The organism is Clostridium zeae (genome assembly GCF_017312485.1).
GTDB lineage: Bacteria > Bacillota > Clostridia > Clostridiales > Clostridiaceae > Clostridium_AR > Clostridium_AR zeae.
This window is the reverse complement of the sequence record NZ_BMBA01000010.1, coordinates 91,518-115,256: the sequence shown is the minus strand read 5'-3', so window position 1 is coordinate 115,256 and position 23,739 is coordinate 91,518. Positions and strand designations below refer to the sequence as shown.

The following is a 23,739-nucleotide window of genomic DNA, read 5'->3' as shown; positions in this document are numbered from 1 at the left end:
ATGAGACCTATAAAATTGACGATATGTGCCTTTGGCCCTTATGCAGATGAGCAGACTATAGACTTTGAGGCATTGAAGGATAAAAATATATTTTTGATAACCGGTCCAACTGGAGCAGGAAAAACAACTATATTTGATGCTATAAGTTTTGCTCTATATGGTGAGGCTTCTGGAAGTAGTAGAGATAAGGACAGCCTTAGAAGTGATTTTGCGTTAGATGACAATGTAACCTTTGTAGAACTGGAGTTTGAACTTAAAGGTAAGACTTATAGAATAAAAAGATATCCTCAGCAGTTAAAAAGAAAGGCTAGAGGAGAAGGATATACGTTAAAAGGTGCTGAAGCAGAATTTATTTTACCTAATGGAAATGTAATAACTAAAGTAAATAATGTAGATGAAAAGATAAGTGAAGTACTTGGAATAAATAAGCAGCAATTTAAGCAAATTGTTATGCTTCCTCAAGGGGAATTTAGAAAACTTTTAGAGGCTGAAAGTGTAGAGAGAGAAGCTATATTTAGAAAGATATTTGGTACAGAAGCCTTCCTAGAGATTCAAAATCGGTTAGATATTCAAAGAAAGAAGCTTTATGGAGAAATAATGAATGTAAGTAATGAAAGACAGACTTACATAAAAAATATAGATTGTGGTGATGATGATAAGCTTGTTACTTTAATAAATGCTGAAGATTTAAATATTATAGAAATACTATCTGAAAGTAAGCTAAATATAGAGCAGGATGAAAATAAGGTAGCTGAAGTCAGAGTTACTTTAGAAGAAGTAATAAAAGAGCAAGATAAGCTACAGAAAGAAATGTTTCAAGGACAAGAGATAAACAAAAAAGTTGATAATAACAAAAAACTTAAAGAAATACTTAACATTGAATTAGATAAAAAAGATCTATATATAAGTAAGGAAGCATCACTTGTGTCAGCTAGAAGTGCAGCTGAAGTTAGACAGGTAGAGCAAATACTTGAAGATAAAATAGCAGATAAAACATCAAAGGACAGTGTAATAAAGCAAAACATAGTAAGACTAGAGAACATTACTAAGATAATGGAAGAAGCAAAGTTAAAACTTGAAAGTGTAACCAAAAGAGAAGAAGAGAAAAATAAACTTTTAAGCGATATATCAATCCTTAAAAGCTATGAGGTAAAGGTTAAAGATTACGAAGGTAAAAAGAAAAGCGTAATTGAACTAGATAATTCTATTAAACTTAAAGATAAGCTAAGAATTGATTTGAAACAAAAATTAATTATTTTAAAGAAAACTATAGAAGAAAAAAGTCTTTTGGTTAGACAACTTCAAAAAGAGCAGGCAGAATTATCTGCTAGAGAAATTGATTTAGCGAATAAGAAAATACAGATCGATGAGCTTAGAAATCTATATAAATATTATCAGGAATATAGTAAAGCACTTTCAATATATGATACTGAAAAGAAGGATTATACGAGTATAGAGTCAAGTTTTAAAAAAGAAAAACAAGAGTATGAGCATCTAGATGAGCTATTTAAGAAAGGTCAAGCAGGTCTTTTATCTAAGGAACTTATACAAGGAATGCCTTGTCCTGTTTGTGGCTCAACAGAGCATCCAAGTCCTGCCGCAATGGTAAAAGAAGTGCCTACTGAAAGTGAGCTTAAGATATTAAAAGAAAGCTTTGATAAGATAAATCAAGAATATCAAAATAAGCTGCAAAAATTATCAGCTTTAAATGCTTCATTGGTGGAATTAGAGAAAAGATATAAAGAACAGGAAGAAAAGCTTCAAGGAGTTCTAGTAGAAGGTTTCTTAAAACTAAATATAAATGGTAAACTTAAGAATATAGCGGAAGCTGGAAAAACTTTAGCCTCTGAATATGACGTTCTAAATAAGCAAATAGAAAAGTTGAAAAATAATCTATCGTTAAAAGAAAAAATTGAGATTGAAATTGATAAATCAAATAGAGAATACGAAACAGAAGTAAGTAGTCAGGAAAGACTTGATAATGAATATACAGAGTTATTTGGTAAGATAAGAGCTGAACAAGAACTGTTAACTAGTATCGAAAATGAAATACCTGAGAGCATAAGAGCTTTAAGTGCTCTTCAAAATAGAATAAGTAAAAGTGAAAAGTTAATAGAAGACATTGTGAATTCTTTAAATAAAGCTCAACAGGATTTTAATAAAGCAACTGCCAACAAGGCTTCAGCAGAAGCGGAGTTAAATACGCAAAAGGATAATATTAAAGAAATAGAAAATCAGATAGTAGTAATACAAGAAAGATTAAATGCAAAGATAATTGAATGTGGATTTAAGGATTTTGATCACTACAAAACAGCTTTCTTAACTATGGAAGATATGAAAATCCTAGAGAAGCAGCTCAAGGAGTATAATGAGAATCTTAAGTCGTTACAAGATAGATATGATGCTTCAGTAAAGGATATTGAAAATCTAAATTATATTAAATTAGATGATATTGATAATGAGCTAACTGTGTTAAAAGATAGAGAAAAAACAATTAGAGAACATGAGAAAAAGATATCTTTTAGAATTAATACCAATATCAAAGCATTGAGTAAAATAGAAGAGCTTACTAATTTGATCAGTGACCAGGAAGAAAAGTATTCTAAGGTAGCAGAGCTTGCTAGAGTAGTAAATGGTGATAATACTGAGAGAGTAACTTTCGAAAGATATGTGCTTGCTGCATATTTTGATGAAATTATAGAAGCAGCTAACTCAAGACTATACAAAATGGCTGGTGGAAGATTTATATTAAGAAGAAAAGAAGAAAAAGGAAAGGGAAGAAAGCAGGAAGGTCTAGAGCTTGAGGTGTTTGATAATTACACTGGTAAGGCAAGACATGTTAAGACTTTATCTGGAGGAGAAGGTTTTAAGGCTTCCTTATGTTTAGCTTTAGGACTTGCAGATGTAATTCAAGCCTATGCTGGGGGAATAAATCTAGATACAATGTTTGTTGATGAAGGATTTGGTACCTTAGATCCAGAATCTCTTGATAATGCTATACAGTGTTTAATTGATCTACAACAAGGGGGAAGACTTGTTGGTATAATATCCCATGTTCCTGAATTAAAGGAAAGAATAGATGCTAGACTAGAAATTACGCCTGCTAGAGAAGGAAGTAAAGCAAAGTTTAACTTCATCTAAGACATAAAAAAGACTAGCTAAAAGCAAGTATGTGCTTACAATTAGCTAGTCTTTTATGTCTTTTTTATTATATGGATAAATTAAAACTTTAAGGTTCTCTGTGATCTCCTAAGAAGAATAGTGCAATTGTTCCAACTCCAGTATGGCTACCTATTACAGTTCCGATGTAGTTAATTACAATTTCTTTAACCTTATATTTTTCTCGTATCATTTCAGCCAAGCTCTCTGCACCTTCAAGATAATCACTGTGTGATATAAATACAGTTTGTTCTTCAGGATTCACAATATGTTGCTCAAATTTTTCGAAAAGCATTTTAACAGCTCTTTTACTTCCTTTAGCTTTCGAAAAATTCTTAAGCTCGCCACTATCATTAACATAAAGAACAGGCTTTATATTTAGGAGGCTTCCTATAGCTGCTGCAGTAGGAGAAATTCTACCACCTCTTTTTAAGTGATTAAGGTCATCAACGGTAAATAGATGGCATAGCTTTAGTTTGTTTTCTTCAAGCCATTGTACAACCTCTTCTTTTGACTTTCCTTGTTCTTTAAGTTTTGCTGCATAATATACTAGGAGTCCATGTCCCATTGAAGCTGCTTTAGTATCAACTACAGATATATCTGCATCAGGATATTTTTCAAGTATTTCATTTCTAGCTATTAATCCACTGTTAAAAGTACCACTTAGAGCAGATGAGAAACCAATGTATAATACAGGGATACCATCTTTAACGAATTTTTCAAAATCCTCATAAAATCTATAACTGTTTACTTGGCTAGTTGTAGGCATTAAACCGTTTCTTATATTATCATAGAACTCTTTATATGTGAGAGTTTTTCCAAAGTCCTCAACAAATTCTTGTCCGTTTAAGTTGCAGACTAAGCCTATATAATTAAGACTAAATTTATTTATGATTTCTGCTGATAGATCGCATCCAGAGTCAGTGAGTATAACAAAATCTTTCATATTAAAACCGCTCCTTTATCAAGGGTGAATCTCATAAGACCTTATATTTAGATGTATAAAAATAATTATAAAATAAAATATATGAATAAATTTAATAATATAAGGTACGGATTTCATCCATATTTAATATTAATTTTAGTGTAAAAAATAAACCATTACAATAATTATTGGGAAAATATAACTAAGTGTAATTAGTAAAAGATATAAATAATATTAGTTTATATACATTATACACAAAAATTAATTGATTTTCTAAGAGTGAGTGGAAATTTTATTCTAAAGTTCTATCTATTAATATAGATGAACCACTTTATATTTAAATTTATATTTTCAAATTCTCCTCTCAGCACCCAAAGGCGTTTTGAAAATAGACTTCGGATTGAAGTGTTTCATCTTTAGTATGATTACAATTTGCATATTATATTGCATTTATTTATGATTGTATTTAGAAAAATTTAGTTTATTGCAGCAATTAGATATAATAAATAAGGTTTTCAAGTTGTTAATGCTATGTATGGATATACTAATTTACTATAAGATTTATATTTTTAAACTGAAATAATACATTCTTAATTCAAATTTATAAATGTATATTTTAAAAGGTGATATCATTAATACATACAATTGCATATAAATAATAGTAACACTTAAAAATTACAAGTTTTAATACATTGTGGACTAAAAAGAGAAAGTATGATATTGTTTTATTAGATAATAATAATTATTATTTGCTAGTTGTAAGGAGGGATTAGATGAAGATACTAGATTTTTTAAAAAAAGAAGATCATAAGCCTAAACATATGGCACTAGACTTTTTAAAATATATTGGACCAGGAATGCTAGTAACAGTAGGATTCATAGACCCAGGAAATTGGGCTTCAAATATAGCGGCAGGTTCTTCTTATGGATATAAATTATTATGGATGGTTACATTATCTACTATTATGTTAATAGTACTTCAACATAATGCAGCTCATCTAGGTATAGTTACAGGATTATGTATATCAGAAGCTATAAATAAGCATATAAAACCAGTATTAGCTAGAATAATAACTAGTACAGCGGTATTTGCAGCAGTTGGAACAGCTATGGCAGAAATACTTGGAGCCTCCATAGCTTTGAATATGCTATTTCATATACCATTAAAGCTTGGAGCTATTATATCAAGTTTAGTGATATTGTGGATGTTATTTTCTAATTCATATAAGAAGATTGAGAAAATTATAATTGGATTTGTTTCAATAATAGGACTTGCTTTTATAATTGAAGTATATCTTGTAGATGTAAGCTGGGGAGAAGCTATAAAAGGATGGGTTACACCATCATTTCCAACAGGATCTCTTCCTATAATAATGAGTGTTCTTGGAGCAGTAGTAATGCCTCATAACTTATTTTTACATTCAGAGATAATACAAAGCAGGCAGTGGAATCTTAAAGATAAATCTATAATGGAAAAACAATTAAAATATGAATTTATGGATACATTATTTTCAATGATTGTTGGATGGGCGATAAATAGTGCTATGATACTTGTTGCAGTATCATTCTTTGTGAACAATATACAGGTTACTGAGTTAGAGCAAGCTCAAATACTATTAAAGCCACTACTTGGAAATGCTGCCGCTATTATATTTGCAATAGCCTTGCTTTTTGCAGGGATATCCTCAAGTGTAACAGCAGGAATGGCCGGAGCTTCGATATTTGCTGGATTATTCGATGAACCATACGATATTCATGATAAGCACACAAAAGTAGGAGTGTTAGTAACTATAATTCCAGCGCTTATAATAATATTTTTTGTTTCAAATCCATTCAAAGGATTAGTATATTCACAAATGTTATTAAGTGTACAGCTTCCAATAACAATATTTACTCAGATATATCTAACATCTTCAAAGAAGGTCATGGGAGAATACAAGAATACTAGATGGGAAAATATAGTTCTATGGGTTATAGGTGCAATAGTTGCGGTGCTAAATATAGCACTTTTGATAGATACAATAGTTCATTAAAGCTATATAAGAATTAGATAACTTTTAATATGCTAATTTAGATTTTGAAATTCGTAGATTTATTAAAAAATAACATAGGGTTATTTTTTATAAAAGATTGTTTGTAATGAGAAGTTTTGAATTTTCTCTGCAGACAATCTTTTTTATGTGAGAGAAAGTATACATTAACTTGATGTTAATATATGTAAATATATTTTAACTATGTTGCAATATCTAGTTAACATAGCTAATATATAATTTTAATTGTAGTAGTTTTCTAGGAAGTTTATATATTTAATTTATGGTTTAAAGGGTATGGGTATACAACAAGAATTATTTGAGAGTTCATAGATAGATTTAGTCTCGTTATATACAATGGACTAAAACATGAGGATGACAGAAAGCAAAGGGCAGCTTGGGAATAGGAAGTAATTTATTTATGCCTTCATATTGATGGGAATGTTTAGTTTGAAATATAAATGACTAAGACTTCTTTTCACAACCCAAAAGAGCTTAGAGCAAGTTTCAGGCTATACGTCCTCATCTTAAAATGCACTACTTCTAATTTAGAGAGACTATCGAACCCCTTCGCAAGATCCCTCTGGAGTTTTGAGTTTTTATACTAAAGGTTAGAAGCAGTGCATATATATGTTCCATGAGAGTCATACTATATTATAGAGAGTTGATAGTATAAACTATTAGGTCTCTAATTTTTTTCTGTGTAAAACTTGAATAAAATGCGTACAATAGGTTAGTATTGATTTATGTAATCCTTTATGATAATATTATAGTGTTGTTTAAAAAGAATATGCGGCGGTAGCTCAGTTGGATAGAGTAGCTGGCTACGAACCAGTTGGTCGGGGGTTCGAATCCTCTCCGCCGCACCACTAAACCTAGGAATATCAATGATTTCTAGGTCTTTTATTTTTAAAAATATAGTGTGAAAATATATAAAATAACACAATTATAACACAACAAATGAATTTATAATTGTTTAGCAGTACATAGAATATTTATATTTTAACAAAGCAAGGATTTTATACATCATAGCAAGAAATACCCTGTAGAAGAAAATGTCTTCTACAGGGTATTTTTAATATTTATTTAAAATTAATTTTTATATTGGTGACAAAGTAATAGATAATTATAAATCTATTACTCTGTCACATTGAGATGCTAGATATTTATCATGTGTCACAATAACAACAGTTTTGCCATCATTATTTAACTTTCTTAACAGATTTAAAACTATTTTTAAATTGTTTTCATCAAGTGATCCTGTAGGTTCATCTGCTAATATTATCTTACTTGGTTTAAGAATTATTCTTGCAATAGCGACTCTTTGTTGTTCACCACCACTTAATTCATATATTCTTCTCTTTTCATATCCAGTCAATCCTACTATTTGTAAAGCTTCTTCAATTTTCTTTGTCTTCTCTTTTTTTGAAGCCTTAACATATCTTAATGCTAAGTTCAAATTATAACTTACAGTTTCTTCATCAATTAATGCAAAGTTTTGAAACAGATAACTTATTTGTTCTCTCAATATTCCCATTGATTTACGTGTATTGGGTTTTATTGCACTAATATTATCAATAATTACATTTCCACTATCGGGAGCTTCAAGTAATCCAATAAGATTCAATACTGTGGTTTTTCCTCGTCCACTTTCTCCAGTAATAGCTACAAATTCACCTTCTTTTATAGTTAGTGATAAGTTTTCTAAGACTTTCTTCTTTCCGTAAATCTTATTTATTCCTTCTAGTTTAATTATATCCATATTATTTAACTCCCTTTTATTACATTAGTAATTTTTCTTTTACTTACAAATTTCATTACTAGTATAGTTATTATTAATTCTATAAGAATAAAAATGCTAATTGATATTATTCGTACTTGTAAGCTCATAACAGTAGTATACATATTAATTGCAAAAGTTAGTATCCAACTTGCTGAAAGAAGAATAAAATATTCTTTATATTTATCAATGGTTTTATATCCATGAAACTGTCTTACTGCTAAATGTTTTTTATATTGCTCGAAAAAGCAATATATATTTTGTGTTATGATTAAAGTTATAGAAATTATCAACACAAGTAATCCACCTACAATAAAGCTTAATAACTTATATACATTTGCACTCTCAAATGCAATCCCATCATTTACTGGTGAAATCTTATCTACATATTTTTCGAGTCCTACTTCTTTTAATTTCAATTTTATATATTCTTGTGGATTTGAACCTTTAAGAACTTTAATTTTTATAGGATTGCCCATTTTACCTATAATGTTGGTTCGTTCACTCTTAGCGTCATTTTTTTCGGTTATAACTTTGAGTATGGGATCTTCTACCATATTTCCATTATCTGGGTTTATATCTAGCTCATATGAAAATAATCTTTGGCTAGATTTAGTATATATAATTTTAATTTTTTGATCTTTTATATTAGATGATGAAAGTTGCTTTTGGTAATAATCGCGAATATCATGTTCATAATCTTTAAAACTTTCGGGTATCAGCAATACACAGCTTGTCTCATCTTCTTTGATATTTATTGAATTACCAAGTTCATCGTATACTGGGTTTACCATCAAGTAATTTGGATTCACAACTGCCCTATTTGCGGCATATAAAGGAGAACCATTCTCTAAAAGAAGATTGTGTTTTGATGGCGAAAAATTATAGAAGTCTGCCATAATTGCCCCTTCTTTATTTATTGTATGATAAAGAGATACTTCTTGCTGTCTTATCTTTGGCATATCAATATCGGCATTTAAAGTGCTTAGTGAAGGTATTACGTAATATCCTTGTGTATCATCCCATCTTTTATAGTTATCACTAAACACATTCTTTATTCGGGTATAATTTTGAATACCTTGATTTACTAAATTAAGCATTAGTAATACTAAAATCACCTTAACAATGAAATTAAATATTAATATTTGTTTTATAGGAAGCATATTTTTAATCATGTCTATAACCTTTATATTGTTTATATAAAGAAATGGAATTGATGAAAAAATGAAAAACATTAATATTTGTTTTAGATTATCAAATATAAGGGTTTTTAAAAAATCTATATAATATAAATTATAACTCTGGAACAAATAAATGCTTAATCCTATATCTACTACTAATAATATAAAACATTGTATTATTAGTAAGTGCAGTACTTCATTTAACCAAATGCTTACACCAGAGTAGCCTAACATCTTTTGTATACCAAAGTTTTTGTATGATTTTATAATATTATAAAGAAGTAATATGGCAATTATAAAGTATAATGAAGGTATTATTGCTTTATTATAATAATAACCATCCATGCTAATATCTTTATTTAGTTTATCTATTTTATCAACTTTTAGTTCTTTTGATAAATCTTGCAAAAATGAATCTATGTTATCACTACTGTTTAGTTGTACAAGGCAGTCTCCACTTAGTAAGTAATTATTAGAGTCAACTAAACTTTTTAATGTGTATATTTCAAAATTTTCCTTGCCGTCGAATGTGGCTATTTTTCCTACTTGATTATTATCATTAGTCTTTTTTGATGATAAAAATTTCTGAGATTCCATTTCGTCAGCATGTAAAGATCGCCCATTTTCAATGATAAAATTATCTAAGTAATTTAGGTTAGTAAGATATATAAATTTCATTACTTTATTATTAGCGCCTATCCTAGAATAATAGATATTAGCATTATGTTTCTTCAGAACTTCTATAATTACATTATAAACATCATTTTGCTTTCTGTTTCCTATTTCATCAGGTATCAAAATTTTATACGAGTTATTTATGTTTTGCTCTACTTTTTCCATATTGCTATCTTCTGTTTGTTTTTTATTGTTAAACAATATGAAAAAAGAGAACGTTGAAATAACTATTAGTAAAATTGTAATAATCTTTTTCAAGTTCTCTTCCCCCATCCCACTTATAAAATTTCCTAAAAATTAATATGCTAACTTTTAGGAAGTTTTATATACTAATTAAGTTAAACTCCAATAATTTAAAAATAAAGTATCTATTTTTAAATTATTGGAATTATGTTTAGTTGTAACTTAGATGCCCACACTCAAATTATAAATTATGAAATCTTCTGAATAATCACTTTGCAACAAATATAATTTTAATTTTTATGAGGTATACTATGATACTTACTGACCTCTTTGACAGATTACTTTGTAACCCATTGTTGTATTAAAAGACTGGGTAGTTGCTACTGCTGTTTCATTATGACCACCTTCATCATATTTAACATTGTTATTCAAATATGCAAATGCTGCTGAATCATGTATTAGATTGGTATAATATGAATAAGCAAAATAATATCCATTGTGACCATCACGAAGTCCTCTGGTCCATAAATCAGAACCTTGCATATCAGTAAAATAGCTTAAGTTTTGTTGATTAGTACTTGTCCTTGACTCAACTACGTTAAATGCATAAGCAGATACAGATGCTGCCCCTCCTACTAAAAATGTAGTTAATGCAAGTGAAGAAAAAATCTTATTAATTGACATGTTATCTCCGCCAAATTATATTTTTTACAAATTATGCACAATTTACTGCTTAATGATAACATGTTTTTAAGGGTGAAAGTGTCGTTTTATAGGTAGAAATGATTTTTTTTACAATCCATAAAAAGACACTTTTTACGTGATTATACCCAAAATGTTACATTGGTTATCGTTATTTATTTACATATCTTAAATTGAAATTAAAATATATTTATAAAGGGTAGAATACAAGATTAAAAAATTATAATATGTTTTAAATAAATTATGATTTTGTAATAGTAAATATTGATAAGAGGTTATAATATATACTTAATGAAACAATATAGTTAATTAATTTAACTAAAGTACATTGTTTAATAACTCTACAGCTCTAATTTTCTCTTCTAAATGCACATGAGTGTATATATTTGCAGTGATTTCTAGTTTGCTATGACCTAACAACTTTTGAACAGTCTTTAATGAAACACCTTTTTCAAATAGTCTTGTGGCGTAAGTATGCCTTAGAGAATGAAACTTTTTATCAGGTATATTAGCTGCTTTTAATATCCTATGGAAACTCCTAGATAGGCTTCTTCCATCAATAGGATTACCTAGTTCGGTTGCAAATACCAAGTCATTGTCGTTATATGCATCACCAGCTTGGAGCCTTTCTTGTAATTACCTTTTCTTATGCTGATTTAATTCAGAAATCATAGATGAAGGGAAAGGCACTGTCCTAGCGCTATTTTTTGTTTTAGGAAGTTGTAATATGATTTCTGTTTTGTTACAACTACTAGTTGGATTTAGTTTTGCGACCCTTTTAAAAGTTCTAGATATCTTAATATTATTATCGATAAAATCTACATCACACCATCTAAGTGCAATAATTTCACCCAGTCTTAGTCCTGTACTTAAATCAAACTTGAAAAGAGTACTTAGTCTATGCTTACTACTATATAAATAATATAAAAAGTTTTGTTGCTCTACTAGTGAAAATGTTTGCACTTCCTCTTGGTCGGGGGTTCGAATCCTCTCCGCCGCACCAGATATGAAGCTTGCAATTATTGTTAATTGCAAGCTTTTATTTTTTATATTTAGCAAATTATAAGTCTGTAGATAAGTATGTGTGACAGACTTAAAATATAAGATAAGTTAACTATTAAAAGAAAAACAATATGTGGCTTCAGCGACTTTTTTATAGTTATTTATATGATAAGATTACATATAAGTAAATATATAATTTAATATATAGTTTTTATTGTATAAGTATCATTAAATAACCTATAATTGAGAATAGTAGACTACAGAATAGTTTCAAGGAGAACTTATAATGGAAAAAAATAAAGTGACTACAAAAAGCAGGATAGAATCTCTAGATTGGCTGAGAGGATTGGCAGCATTATCAATAATGTTTTATCATCTTTATAATTGGAATATTGCATCTTTAGATTCGGGGTCATGGTTAGGGAGATTGGGTATTTACGCTGTGTCGATATTTTTTATCCTGTCAGGATTAAGTATGGCTATAGTATATAATAAATTTATAAAAGACGCTAAGACATCAATTACTTTCTTTATAAGGCGTATATTTAGAATATGGCCATTATTATGGGTTGTTACCACTTATAGTGTACTTATGGATTCTAGAGGACATATTACAATTAGTCAATTTAAGTTATATATAGCGAATATAACCACTGTGTTTGGATTTATTAAACCACAAGCTTATATAGCTACAGGGGCTTGGTCAATAGGTAATGAAATGGTGTATTATGCAATAACGCCTATTATAATAATGGCGTATAATAGGAAAAAGATACTTGGAAATTTAGTCTTCATTTTTTCTTTAATAATTGGACTTGTATATGCATTTAATATTCTTGATAGTAACGTTGATTTGGCATCACAATGGATAAATTATATAAACCCATTTAATAACCTCTTCTTTTACTTTGGAGGAATTGCAATTTACTATAATTTAAAAGATATAGAAGTTAATAAGTATTTTAACAACTGTATATTGTTTATTGCTTTAATGTTATTCTGCTTTATACCATTGAGTGGAAACCAAATAATTATATCTACGTCAATTTGGAGAATTATATTTTCCTTATTATGTTTTATAATTGTTATAGGTTTTTATAAATTGGAATCAAATATTCCAAAGTTAATAGGTGGATTTTTGGAGCTTTTTGGGGTGGCTACATATGGGGTATACCTTTTACATCCAGTGATGTACAATTCATTGGTCAGAATCTATAACAGATTAAATATATTTACTGACGGAATTATTGGTAAAATATGCGTTATGATTAGTGTAGTCATCATAACATCTATTTTGGCATTGTTAAGTTATTATAAGTTTGAATTAAAGATAATGAGATATGGAAAGAAGTTTTCGTTATTTAATAAAGAAGCTTTAAGATTATAACATAAAGAATTAATAGAGTAGATAAGATTATTTTAGTTAGAAATATATATTAAATAGCTTATAATTTTATAGGACTATATTTAAAAAGCTGCATCTAAAGGAATAGAAGCAGCTTTTATAATTTGGTAATATTGTTTTTTTATTATAGTACCTTATATAATGTTAAACATCACAGCATATAATTAAAAAGCAAAATATAAAGGGGAGTTTATCATGGGGTACTCCATAAAAGAGGTATCAGAGAAACTTAATATATCACAATATACCTTGAGGTATTATGAAAAAGAAGGATTAATACCATATTTACAGCGTAATTATAGTGGAAGAAGAGTTTATTCAGATAACGATTTAATTTGGATCAAGCTTATAGGCTGTATGAGAGATACTGGGATGTCCATTTCATATATAAAAAACTATGTAGAACTTACTGTTCAAGGAAGGGGAACATTGTTAAAGCGGCGTGAAATTATAATTGAGCAAAAAGAAATAATTGAGACAGAAATAAAAAAATATAGTGATTTGCTAGAAGTTGTAAATATAAAATTACAGCGTTATGATCAGCTAATTAAGAATGAGCATGAAGAGAATAGTATCGAAGAGTAGCTTGGATAGAGAATCTAAGCTATTTTTAGTTAGTGATTATATTAAATGTTTGTAATATAATGTAAATATATTTTATTTAAGGTGGATATTATGAAGTATTTTTTATCTGGATTAATAGTTGAAGTTGTATTAATAATCATAAGTGTAATATCCAAACAAGTGTGGACTTTTATGCTATAATATTTAGGTATGTTTTGCTTAGGTAATTGTATTTTTATTAATTTACATGTAAAGAAACAAAAGATATACAATAGAATAATAATGGGGGTGAGTATTAATGAAATTTATCTTTGATTTTTTGATCAAGAGATTTGTAAAGGACTATGAGAATGTCAATTCCCAAAAAGTCAGACAATCCTATGGTTCACTTGGAGGAAAAGTCGGTATTATAATTAATTCTTCAATTCTTATTTTAGAACTTGTTATTGGTCTGTTCCTTAATAGTATAGCTATTACTGCTGACGCTTTTCATAACTTAACTGATGCATTATCTTCACTTATTACCATAGTTAGTTTTAAGTTATCAAATCGTCCTGCAGACGATAAACATCCTTTTGGATATGGAAGAATAGAATACCTTACAGCACTTTTATTTGCAGCTGCAATACTTGTAGTTGGGGTTGAGTTTATAAGAAGCTCAGTTTTACGTATACTTCATCCAGTGGAAGTGCCTTTTAATTTAGTAAGTTTTGTTTGTATGGCATTCGCTTTGCCACTACAGATTTTTCTTAATAGATTTACTAACTATATAGGTAACAAGATTAATTCATCGGCTTTAAAGGCTTCAGCTTTAGAATCTTTTACTGATATTTTAGTTTTATCAATGGTTACATTGTCATTACTAATAACTAGGTTTACATCTTTCCCTATAGATGGATATGTAGGGGTGATAGTATCATTATTTATTCTTCATTCAGGTTTTGAGCTTGGAAAAGAAATGCTTAATACAATAATAGGATCAGCACCAGAAAAAGAATTTGTCGATGATCTAATAAACAGTGTAGTAAGTTATGAGCCAATCACAGGAGTACATGATTTGGTTATTCATAATTATGGTCCAGGCAGGTACATAGCTTCTCTACATGCAGAGGTTCCACATGATGTGCCTATAATGGAGATTCACGATGTTATAGATAAGGTTGAAAAAGAGATAGGACATAAAATGAATGTATATCTTTCAATACACATGGATCCAGTGAAAATAGATAGCCCAGAAGTCATAAAGCTAAAGAACAAGGTTTTTGAACGTATAAGTAAAATAGATGGTGTCTTATCTATGCATGATTTTAGAGTTGTTGGTGATTGTGAAGAAAAAACGCTTATATTTGATGTTGTGTTGGATAAGCCTTATTTTAGTGAAGATAAGGAAAAGGAAGTTAAGGGAAAGATAGAAAGTTCTATAAAAAACTTATATCCAGCATATAAAAGTATAATTAATTTCGATAGAGAATTTTATTAGTAATAAATAGTACCTAGAATGGTAAGCTTAAGAGATAGGCTACCTTCTAGGTACTTTTTGCTTTATTATTTAGTTAAATGTTATTGATATACTCTAACGTAGTCAACAAGCATTTGTGCAGGGAAAGCAGTTGATGAATTAGGGCTTCCTGGCCAGTCTCCGCCAACGGCTAAGTTTAATATGATAAAGAATGGTTTATGGAATTCATCAGTACCATTTATATTATTAGCTATATTTGCTTCGTTGAATTGAACACCATCAACGTACCATTTTATAGAATTAGTATCCCATTGGATTGCATAAGTATGGTATTGAGTTACATCAATATTACCTGAAGGGTTTCCATAGTATGCATGACCATTGTTATCCCAGTGAATAGTACCATGGATAACACTTTCAAGATTTATGTGTTCCATAATATCGATCTCTCCACATTTAGGCCAGCCAACACCAGATTGAGTTATATTCTGTCCAAGCATCCAAAATGCAGGCCATAGACCTTGTCCTTGAGGTAGCTTTATTCTAGCTTCCATTCTTCCATAAGTCCAGTTCTTAAGACCTTGAGTTTTTAATCTAGCTGAAGTGTAAGCTGCGCCACCATAGTTTTCTTTTCTAGCTTCTATGACAAGGTTTCCGTTTGACACTCTAGCGTTTTCAGATCTGTTTGTATAATATTGAAGTTCATTGTTTCCCCAACCGCCTGCACCTGTGTCAAAGGTCCAGTTTGAGGTGTTGATAGAAGTTCCATTAAATTCATCACTCCAAACTAAGGTTGAAGCAGTAGCAGCTTTAGCTGTTGTTGTATTGGCATAAGGCATGAATGATGCGGTAAGTGCAAGTATAGCAGGTATAGCAAGAAATTTTCCTATTTTAGACATAGTAATCCCCCTAAATTTTAATTTTTTTATTAGATTTGGTAAAAAAAGCGATAGAATGATTAGTTTGTAGAGTGCCCATTATTTATAAGGCATTAGTAAAGGCTAAATTCCCTCCTTTCTGCTAAGATCTTGAGAAAAGTATAAAAGATAAGTTAGATTGATTTGATAAAGTACAAAATACTTTATATGAGGAGTAATTAATATTAGATATATTGTTACGTATATTTAGAATAGAAATAGAATGTGTTTGAATATTTTGAATTTTATAAACTTATTATACCATAATGTGTTAATAAATCCATAGGTTAAGTTAAAATTATTAAAAAATAATTAGGTATATGTTGCTCACATAACTTCACTATGATCGTGTGCTTATTAGTTTTAACAATAAGAGATGAATAAACTATAAAAATTGCTCATATTTTTATATAAGAAAATATAAGTTTAGGTATGAAGTGGATATCTATGTAATTATTTATATGCTGGAGGATTGAAGATTGAAGAAGAAGAAAGGATACAATAAAAAGAGAAGTTTAATTTGCAGAATTAGAGCTGTATTTTTTTGTGTTCTAATTTTGATCTCATCTATAATTATTACTAATAGGTATACACAAAGTGATTTAGAAAAAACAAAAATAGTACAAGCATCCATCGAAATAAAACAAAAAAATAAAAATGAAAACTTAGTTAATTTAGTTTATGAGTCTTCCAGTAATGATGATGCTTCGGATATGAATTCAAAAAATAGCAATATAAAAAAAGAAAATAATGGAGAAATAATTAATTCTGTAGATGAAGATTCAAATAGTTTTGATTCTGGAAAGATACAGGATTTTCTAACAAAGAATATTAGAATAGAAGATAATAAAAAGATTGCATTTTTAACCTTTGATGATGGACCTTCTACCACTGTTACACCAAAAATTCTAAATATCTTAAAAGAGAATAATGTAAAGGCTACATTTTTTATAGTAGGAAAGCAATTAGAGGAAACTGCTGAAGCAAAAAATATACTTTTAGAGACATATAAGCAAGGACATGCTATAGCAAATCATACTTATTCGCATAATTACTCAAAGCTCTATCCCCATGGGATAGTTGATGTAAATAGCTTTATGGCTGAAGTAGAACAAAATAATAATATACTAAAAGGTGTATTAGGTGAAAGTTTTGCTTCTAGAGTAATAAGATTTCCTGGTGGACATATGTCTTGGAAGGCAGTATCAGAAATAGATAAGAAGCTTGAAGATAAAAATTATAAATATATAGATTGGAATGCATTAATAGGAGACGCCGAAGGTGGACCTAAAACTAAAGATCAGCTTATGAAAAGATATCATCAAACCTTTGTAGGTCAGGAAAAGGTTGTTTTACTAATGCATGACACGTACGGTAAGCAGAGTACTGCAGAAGCTCTTCCATATATAATTGGTGATTTGAAAAGTAAAGGATATGAGTTTAGGACATTAAAGTAAGTTTTTTATACTGGAGAAGATAATTGATAAATAGCATAAATTTAAGTATGAAGAGGTTCATCTATAATTATGATGAACTAATTTAAATAAATAGGCACTGCTCTAGGACAATGTTATGTTGTTTTAGAGCAGTTTTTATTATGTATGATTTTATACTTATATAAGTTAAAAAGATGTGAAGCCTAATCACACAAACTTCACATTTTGTTTTGATATTAGTTAGATTATTCGAATTTATAATTCTAAATATAGAAAAGGAAAGTAAGAAATCTTATGGACTGTAGGGGGGATTAAGATGACTAATGAAATTATTTATTCTGTTATAGTACCTTTGTACAATGAAGAATTGGTTATTGGTGAAAGCTACAGAAGATTAAAAATAGTAATGGATAAAACAGAAGAAAATTATGAAATCATATTTATATAGTTGAAAGCACAATAGATTATAAAAGTGCCCACAAGATGCACTAGTTAATTAAGGGAGGATTAATGATGAAAAAAATAAAAGCTACTAAACAAAATATTGCTTTAGTTTTAATTACAATATTATCGGCAGTACTTAACTTTGGTAATTTAGGGATTGAAGGAACGGCTAATGCTTATTATGCTGCAGCTGCGAAAAGTATGACTATGAGTTTTAAAAATTTCTTCTTTGTATCTTTTGATCCAGCAGGATTTATAAGTATAGATAAGCCACCTCTAGGATTTTGGCTTCAAGCTATTTCAGCTAAGATTTTTGGCTTTAGTGGATGGAGTATAATACTTCCTCAAGCCTTAGCAGGGGTAATAGCTGTAGTAACAATATATCATTTGGTTAAGAGATCTTTTGGAAGCATTGCTGGTCTTATATCAGCATTAGCTTTAGCAATAACACCGGTTTTTGTAGCAGTAAGCAGAAATAATTCAGTTGATAATACACTAGTTATGGTACTTTTACTAGCATGCTGGGCATTAACAGTAGCAGCAGAGAATGGTAAGCTTAAGTATCTTATACTAAGCATGGTTCTAGTAGGTATAGGTTTTAATGTAAAGATGCTACAAGCATATATGATAGCACCTGCTTTATATATAACATATCTTCTTTCAACAGCAACTACAATTAAGAAGAGATTACTAAATTTAATAATAAGTACTTTCATATTAATGGCGGTTTCCTTATCATGGGCATTTATTGTTGATTTAGTACCAGCAAGCAGCAGGCCATATGTTGATAGTAGTACAAATAACACAGTTATGGAACTTATAGTAGGCCATAATGGGCTAGAAAGAATTAGCTTAAGCAGCAATAATAATGGTAATGGTGGTGGAGCGCCTGGCAGAAATGGTCAACGTCCTTCAAGACAGCAAGATGGAACTGGCTCTACTTCAAACACAACGCAAAATAATCAAAATTCAAATACATCAAACAATACAGGCAGTAATACACAAGATGGAAATGACCAAATGGCACCTGGAGGAAATGGTCAAACACCACCGAGTGGTAATGGTCAATTCGCACCACCAAGCGGAGATAGAGGATTTGGTCCAGGAGGTAACATGCAAGGCGGCGGTGGTCAAATGGGTGGAGGAAGTTCAGGACTTGCAGGTAGCTTTGGAGCTCAAACACCATCTAGTATTACAAGATTATTTTCAAAGAATATACTTTCAGACCAAATAGTTTGGTTTATACCACTAGCTATATTTGGATTTATAGCAGCAGCAATTAAAGAAAAGCTAAGATTCCGTTTGGATAATAATAAAAAACAAGCTTTAGTTTTATGGGGAATGTGGTTCTTACCGGTATTCGTGTATTTTAGTTTTAATACAGGTACATTCCATTCATACTACTTAACAATGTTAGCACCACCAACTGCAGCTTTAGCTGGAATTGGAATAACAACTATGTGGCAACTTTATAAAGAAGGTGGATGGAAATCATGGTTCTTACCAGTTGCCTTATTAGCTAATGGGTTAGTTCAAATGTTAATGCTATATTACTTTGTTGACACATCAAATATTATAAAAATATTAGCAGCAATAGTAATAATATTATGTTTAGGTTCATCCATAATTCTTTTAATATTAAACCTTATGAATATTGGAAAGAAAGAATTAGAACATGAATTAAACAATGAAAGACATAGTAAAATACTTAAAATTAAAAAGATAATAGTAAGTTTAGCAGTAGCTGGACTTATGGTAACTCCTTTTGCAGGATCAGCTGCAGCTTTAGTTTATCCTTTAAATAACTCATTCCCAGCAGCAGGCTTAGAACTTTTATCAGGAAGTTCAACAGGTGAAGGCCAAATGGGCGGAAACATGGGAAATAGTAAAGACTCAGCATTAATTAGTTTCCTAGAAAAAAATAAGACTGCTAATCAAAAGTACTTACTTGTTGTATCAAATGCTAACTCAGCATCAGATATAATAATAAGCACTGGAGAACCTGTAATGGCCATAGGAGGATTCCTTGGAAATGATAAATCAATAACTTTAGATCAATTTAAACAATTAGTTGCTAAAGGTGAAGTAAGATACGTTATGGCTGGAGGAATGGGTGGAGGAAATTCATCAAGCAGCGAGATAATGAATTGGGTGCAGCAAAATGGTAAGTTAGTTTCCTCAAGTGAATACAGTGATTCTACTCAAGGAAATGTTACAGATGATGCAGCGATATCAGACCCATCAGGAACTACTAAAGCTGCAGGTGATAATAATACTTCAACTGATAGTACATCTAAGCAAGATGATCAATTTAGACAAAATGGTAGAGGTTTTGGTGGAAACTCAGGAGCATTATATGATTTAAAAGCTTATACAGATAGTGTATCATCAAAATAAAGTATATTTACTGGGAAATAAATAAAACACCTTCTACAGAGGGATAGCTGCTGTAGGAGGTGTTATCTTTTATAATTTTAAATAGTTATTTGTTTTATCAAAGCCTTCAAAGCAACTGCTATATTTTAGAAAAATTTGAGATTAAGTACATAATATTTCATCTAAGGTAGAAAATAATAATTGTTAATTAAAACAATATACCTTAGAAAAGATATTTTCAGGAGGCCGTAAATGGAGAATATAAATGGAAACGGATTTGATGTATTTTCAAGTAATCATGAACCATATTGGATTGCGTCAACAAATAAAACTAATTATCCTAAATTAGAAGATGATATAACCGTAGATGTAGCAATAATAGGAGGAGGTATTGTTGGAATAACCTCAGCATTTCTTTTAAAAAAACAAGGATTTAAAGTTGCTGTATTAGAAGCTAATAGCATTGCACATGGCACTACGGGACATACAACTGCAAAGATAACTTCTCAGCACGATTTGATTTATAATAAGCTTACTAATAATTTTGGAGAAGAAAAAGCAAGAAAGTACGCAGAAGCCAATGAATCAGCAATTCAATTTATCTATAATTTAACCAAAGAGAAAAATATTGATTGTGATTTTCAGTGGAAGCCTGCTTACATATACACTCAATCAGATGAGTATATAGAAAAAATTCAAAATGAAGTAAGAGTGGCTTCTAAGCTAGGAATAAAAGCAACATATCTTGACTCAGCGCCTTTGCCTTTTAGTATAAAGGCTGCAATAAGATTTGATGATCAAGCACAATTCCACCCATTAAAATACCTTCTTGCATTAGCTGGTGATATACCTGGAGACGGAAGCAATATATTTGAGAATACAAAGGTAGTTGATATTGATGATAATGAAAAATGTGTAGTAAAAACAGAGGAAGGCAAAAAGATTACTGCATGGAAGGTTATAGTAGCCTCACATTTTCCTTGTTATGATGGATTAGGGTTATATTTTGCAAGGATGCACGCGGAAAAATCATATATAATAGGGGTTAAAGCTAGAGATCCATTCCCAGATGGTATGTTTATAAATGCAGAAAATCCAGCAAGATCTCTTCGCTCCCAAAAGTTTGAAGATGGTGAGCTCATATTAATAGGTGGAGAGCATCATAAAACTGGAAGTGAGACAAAAACCAATATTCATTATGAGAACTTAGGAAAGTTTGCAAAAGAAAACTTTAATTTGGAAAGTATTTTATATAGATGGTCAACACAAGACTGCGTAACCATAGATAGTGTTCCATATGTCGGATATATAAATTCAAATACTTCAAATGTTATGGTAGCTACTGGTTTTGGTAAATGGGGCATGACTAACGGTACTGTTTCAGCTATGATTTTGGCAGACTTAATTACAAAAGGTGAAAATCAATGGGCTTCAGTGTATAATCCATCAAGGTTTGATATAAGTTCCGTTCCTAATCTGGTTTCAGACAACTTAGATGTAGCTAAAAATCTTATAAAAGGTAAACTTTCACCAGTTCCACATGATATAGATATTAAGAATGGTGAAGCAGAAGTTATAGAAATAGATGGTCAAAAGATGGGAGCATATAGAGACGAAAATGGAGTACTTCATGTAGTTGATACAACATGTACACATATAGGTTGTGAACTTCAATGGAATGAAGCTGAGAAGACTTGGGATTGCCCATGTCACGGTTCAAGATTTAATTACGATGGTGGAAATGTTGAAGGACCTGCGTTTAAAAGATTGAATTACCAAGGTTATGGACCTAACAAACCAGATCCAAATATATTTTAACTAGCTTTAAAGATGTACCACTTCAAGTTGAAAACTATTTTTAAAATTCTGCTTGGTTCTGAGAGGAGAATTTTAAAACATAAGTTTAAGTATGAAGTGGTATATCTGTATAGAGTTATAGTTGTAATTCTTGGCCTCTATGTTTTATTTCTTTAACATCTACAGGTAGCGATGCAACCTTTTCTTTGAACTTTGTTGTAGTTGTATAATCTTCACCAAAATGCATTGGTATAAATGCTTTTGGATAGAGTTCTTTTATGAAGTATTCTCCGCCAACACAATAATTGTGTTCGAGTCTTGGATCTACAGGAAATAATGCTATATCTATTTCATTTCCTTTTATCTTTGATATTTCAGCTTTGAACATCCGCTCAGCTTCTTTAATATCAGCAGCTTCATCATCCCACCAATACCACCAATTTAAATCTCCTGAGTGAAATATGTTGGTGCCATCAACCTTAACTAAAAAAGATATTCCTAGATCTGTTGAACCAAAAGCTTTGATCTCTACATCTTGTATATTTAATGTTTCATAAGCTGATATTATGTTAATGTTTTTACTATTGCTATTAGGCTGTATATCACTGCTTAACACATAACTAATGTCTGATCTTACGCCTTCCCATTCAAGAATAACTGGATTAAAATGATCTGCGTGGCTGTGGGAGGAGAATACTATTAGTTTTTTAGGTATATTCAAGTCTTCTTCGCTTATAGCACCAGTTGTTCTATTTTTTATAGCACTATCAACAGTGTCCTTAAAGTAATCGAAGATTAGAAAATAGTTTTCAGTTTCTACTGAAAATCCGCTATTGTAAAGATAGTTTATTTTTACATTAAATTTATTCATTTATATCCCTCGTTTCATGATTTGTCAAAAGTTAACTTACAATTATTACAAATTATAGACCTTATTATAAAATACTTCAATAATCATAAAAATATTATTATACTTTAGCTAAGAATATATGATAAATAGAAATAAAATTTCATACAATGAGTGAAAATATTGGAACATATAAACATTTTTTTGTATTATGATGTTCATTAAATATAAATTTTATAATATAATTATAATCAAGAAAAATAATTTTACGGATGAGAGCTATAACTTGTATTATAAAATGATGACTATTTACATTATGAAAAATAATAATTAATTAATAAAATATTATTTTATAATACTTTATTTTTGAGGAGGTTTGAATATGAATTTTAGATTTGACCATAACAACATAAATGTTTTAGATCTTGAAAAGAGCTTGGCTTTTTATGAAAAAGCTTTGGGGTTAAAGGAAGTTAGAAGAAAAGTTGCTGGAGATGGAAGTTTTATACTAGTTTATTTAGGTGACGGTGTATCAACACATACTTTAGAGCTTACTTGGCTTAGAGATTGGAAAGAACCATATAACCTAGGAGACAACGAGTTCCATCTTGCACTAAAAGTTGATGATTTTGATGCAGCTCATGCTCTTCATGAGGAGATGGGATGTATTTGTTTTGAAAATAAATCAATGGGAATATATTTTATTAATGACCCGGATGAATATTGGATTGAGATAATTCCCACAAGATAGTAATAAAACTTCAGGCTTATTTCAGTAAACCTGAAGTTTTATTATATTACGGGGAATACTTACTATTATAATGTGAATTTAGATAAAACTTAAAAGGGAGAAAATT

15 protein-coding genes, 1 tRNA gene and 2 pseudogenes are annotated in these 23,739 nt (G+C 29.9%); 11 read left to right on the top strand and 7 right to left on the bottom strand.

What is annotated here, in order from left to right:
• Positions 1-3,141, top strand: coding sequence for an AAA family ATPase (locus tag J3477_RS24145; protein ID WP_206872792.1), 3,141 nt, complete (start codon positions 1-3; stop codon positions 3,139-3,141).
• An 88-nt stretch (positions 3,142-3,229) separates the two neighbouring features.
• Here the strand turns inward: J3477_RS24145 and J3477_RS24140 are convergent, their stop codons facing one another.
• Positions 3,230-4,105: a DegV family protein gene (locus tag J3477_RS24140; RefSeq protein ID WP_206872791.1), complete on the bottom strand. Its 876-nt coding sequence runs from the start codon at positions 4,103-4,105 to the stop codon at positions 3,230-3,232.
• A gap of 752 nt (positions 4,106-4,857) precedes the next feature.
• Here J3477_RS24140 and J3477_RS24135 point away from each other — a divergent pair.
• Complete coding sequence (locus J3477_RS24135; protein WP_206872790.1) at positions 4,858-6,117, top strand: Nramp family divalent metal transporter; 1,260 nt, start codon at positions 4,858-4,860, stop codon at positions 6,115-6,117.
• A 789-nt stretch (positions 6,118-6,906) separates the two neighbouring features.
• Positions 6,907-6,983 (top strand) — tRNA-Arg (locus J3477_RS24130).
• Between the two features lie 257 nt (positions 6,984-7,240).
• On the opposite strand, the gene J3477_RS24125 is transcribed toward J3477_RS24130, so the two are convergent.
• From J3477_RS24125 to J3477_RS26180, 4 genes and pseudogenes are all read right to left on the bottom strand, one after another.
• Entirely contained in the window at positions 7,241-7,876 is a 636-nt protein-coding gene (locus tag J3477_RS24125) for a putative bacteriocin export ABC transporter (protein WP_206872789.1), read from the bottom strand.
• Between the two features lie 5 nt (positions 7,877-7,881).
• On the bottom strand, positions 7,882-10,008 hold the full coding sequence (locus J3477_RS24120; protein ID WP_206872788.1) for a DUF1430 domain-containing protein: 2,127 nt from the start codon (positions 10,006-10,008) through the stop codon (positions 7,882-7,884).
• 243 nt (positions 10,009-10,251) lie between these two features.
• Positions 10,252-10,617 (bottom strand): hypothetical protein, encoded by a 366-nt coding sequence (locus tag J3477_RS24115; RefSeq protein ID WP_206872787.1) that lies wholly within the window; start codon positions 10,615-10,617, stop codon positions 10,252-10,254.
• A 336-nt stretch (positions 10,618-10,953) separates the two neighbouring features.
• Positions 10,954-11,598: pseudogene (locus tag J3477_RS26180) on the bottom strand (site-specific integrase).
• Positions 11,599-11,923: 325 nt separating this feature from the next.
• Here J3477_RS26180 and J3477_RS24100 point away from each other — a divergent pair.
• The 3 genes from J3477_RS24100 (at position 11,924) to J3477_RS24090 (ending at position 15,086) form a co-directional block, all read left to right on the top strand.
• A complete protein-coding gene (locus tag J3477_RS24100) occupies positions 11,924-13,024 on the top strand; it encodes an acyltransferase family protein (protein WP_206872784.1) in 1,101 nt (366 codons plus the stop codon).
• A 213-nt stretch (positions 13,025-13,237) separates the two neighbouring features.
• On the top strand, positions 13,238-13,627 hold the full coding sequence (locus J3477_RS24095) for a MerR family transcriptional regulator (RefSeq protein ID WP_206872783.1): 390 nt from the start codon (positions 13,238-13,240) through the stop codon (positions 13,625-13,627).
• A gap of 277 nt (positions 13,628-13,904) precedes the next feature.
• Entirely contained in the window at positions 13,905-15,086 is a 1,182-nt protein-coding gene (locus J3477_RS24090; RefSeq protein ID WP_206872782.1) for a cation diffusion facilitator family transporter, read from the top strand.
• Between the two features lie 80 nt (positions 15,087-15,166).
• Here J3477_RS24090 and J3477_RS24085 read toward each other — a convergent pair whose 3' ends face one another.
• The gene (locus tag J3477_RS24085; protein WP_206872781.1) at positions 15,167-15,964 is read right to left on the bottom strand and encodes a glycoside hydrolase family 16 protein; all 798 of its coding nucleotides are present in this window, start codon (positions 15,962-15,964) and stop codon (positions 15,167-15,169) included.
• Positions 15,965-16,461: 497 nt separating this feature from the next.
• Here J3477_RS24085 and J3477_RS24080 point away from each other — a divergent pair, with 497 nt between their 5' ends.
• The 4 genes and pseudogenes from J3477_RS24080 to J3477_RS24065 all read left to right on the top strand — a co-directional run bounded on the left by J3477_RS24080 (position 16,462) and on the right by J3477_RS24065 (position 22,056).
• Complete coding sequence (locus J3477_RS24080; RefSeq protein WP_206872780.1) at positions 16,462-17,439, top strand: polysaccharide deacetylase family protein; 978 nt, start codon at positions 16,462-16,464, stop codon at positions 17,437-17,439.
• Positions 17,440-17,734: 295 nt separating this feature from the next.
• A pseudogene (locus J3477_RS24075) lies at positions 17,735-17,863 on the top strand (glycosyltransferase); the annotation flags it as partial.
• A gap of 68 nt (positions 17,864-17,931) precedes the next feature.
• Positions 17,932-20,259: a glycosyltransferase family 39 protein gene (locus J3477_RS24070; RefSeq protein ID WP_206872779.1), complete on the top strand. Its 2,328-nt coding sequence runs from the start codon at positions 17,932-17,934 to the stop codon at positions 20,257-20,259.
• 231 nt (positions 20,260-20,490) lie between these two features.
• Entirely contained in the window at positions 20,491-22,056 is a 1,566-nt protein-coding gene (locus J3477_RS24065) for an FAD-dependent oxidoreductase (RefSeq protein ID WP_206872778.1), read from the top strand.
• A 115-nt stretch (positions 22,057-22,171) separates the two neighbouring features.
• Here the strand turns inward: J3477_RS24065 and J3477_RS24060 are convergent, their stop codons facing one another.
• Entirely contained in the window at positions 22,172-22,906 is a 735-nt protein-coding gene (locus J3477_RS24060) for an MBL fold metallo-hydrolase (RefSeq protein WP_206872777.1), read from the bottom strand.
• A 358-nt stretch (positions 22,907-23,264) separates the two neighbouring features.
• Here J3477_RS24060 and J3477_RS24055 point away from each other — a divergent pair, with 358 nt between their 5' ends.
• A complete protein-coding gene (locus J3477_RS24055; RefSeq protein ID WP_206872776.1) occupies positions 23,265-23,633 on the top strand; it encodes a VOC family protein in 369 nt (122 codons plus the stop codon).
• Positions 23,634-23,739 lie beyond the last annotated feature (106 nt).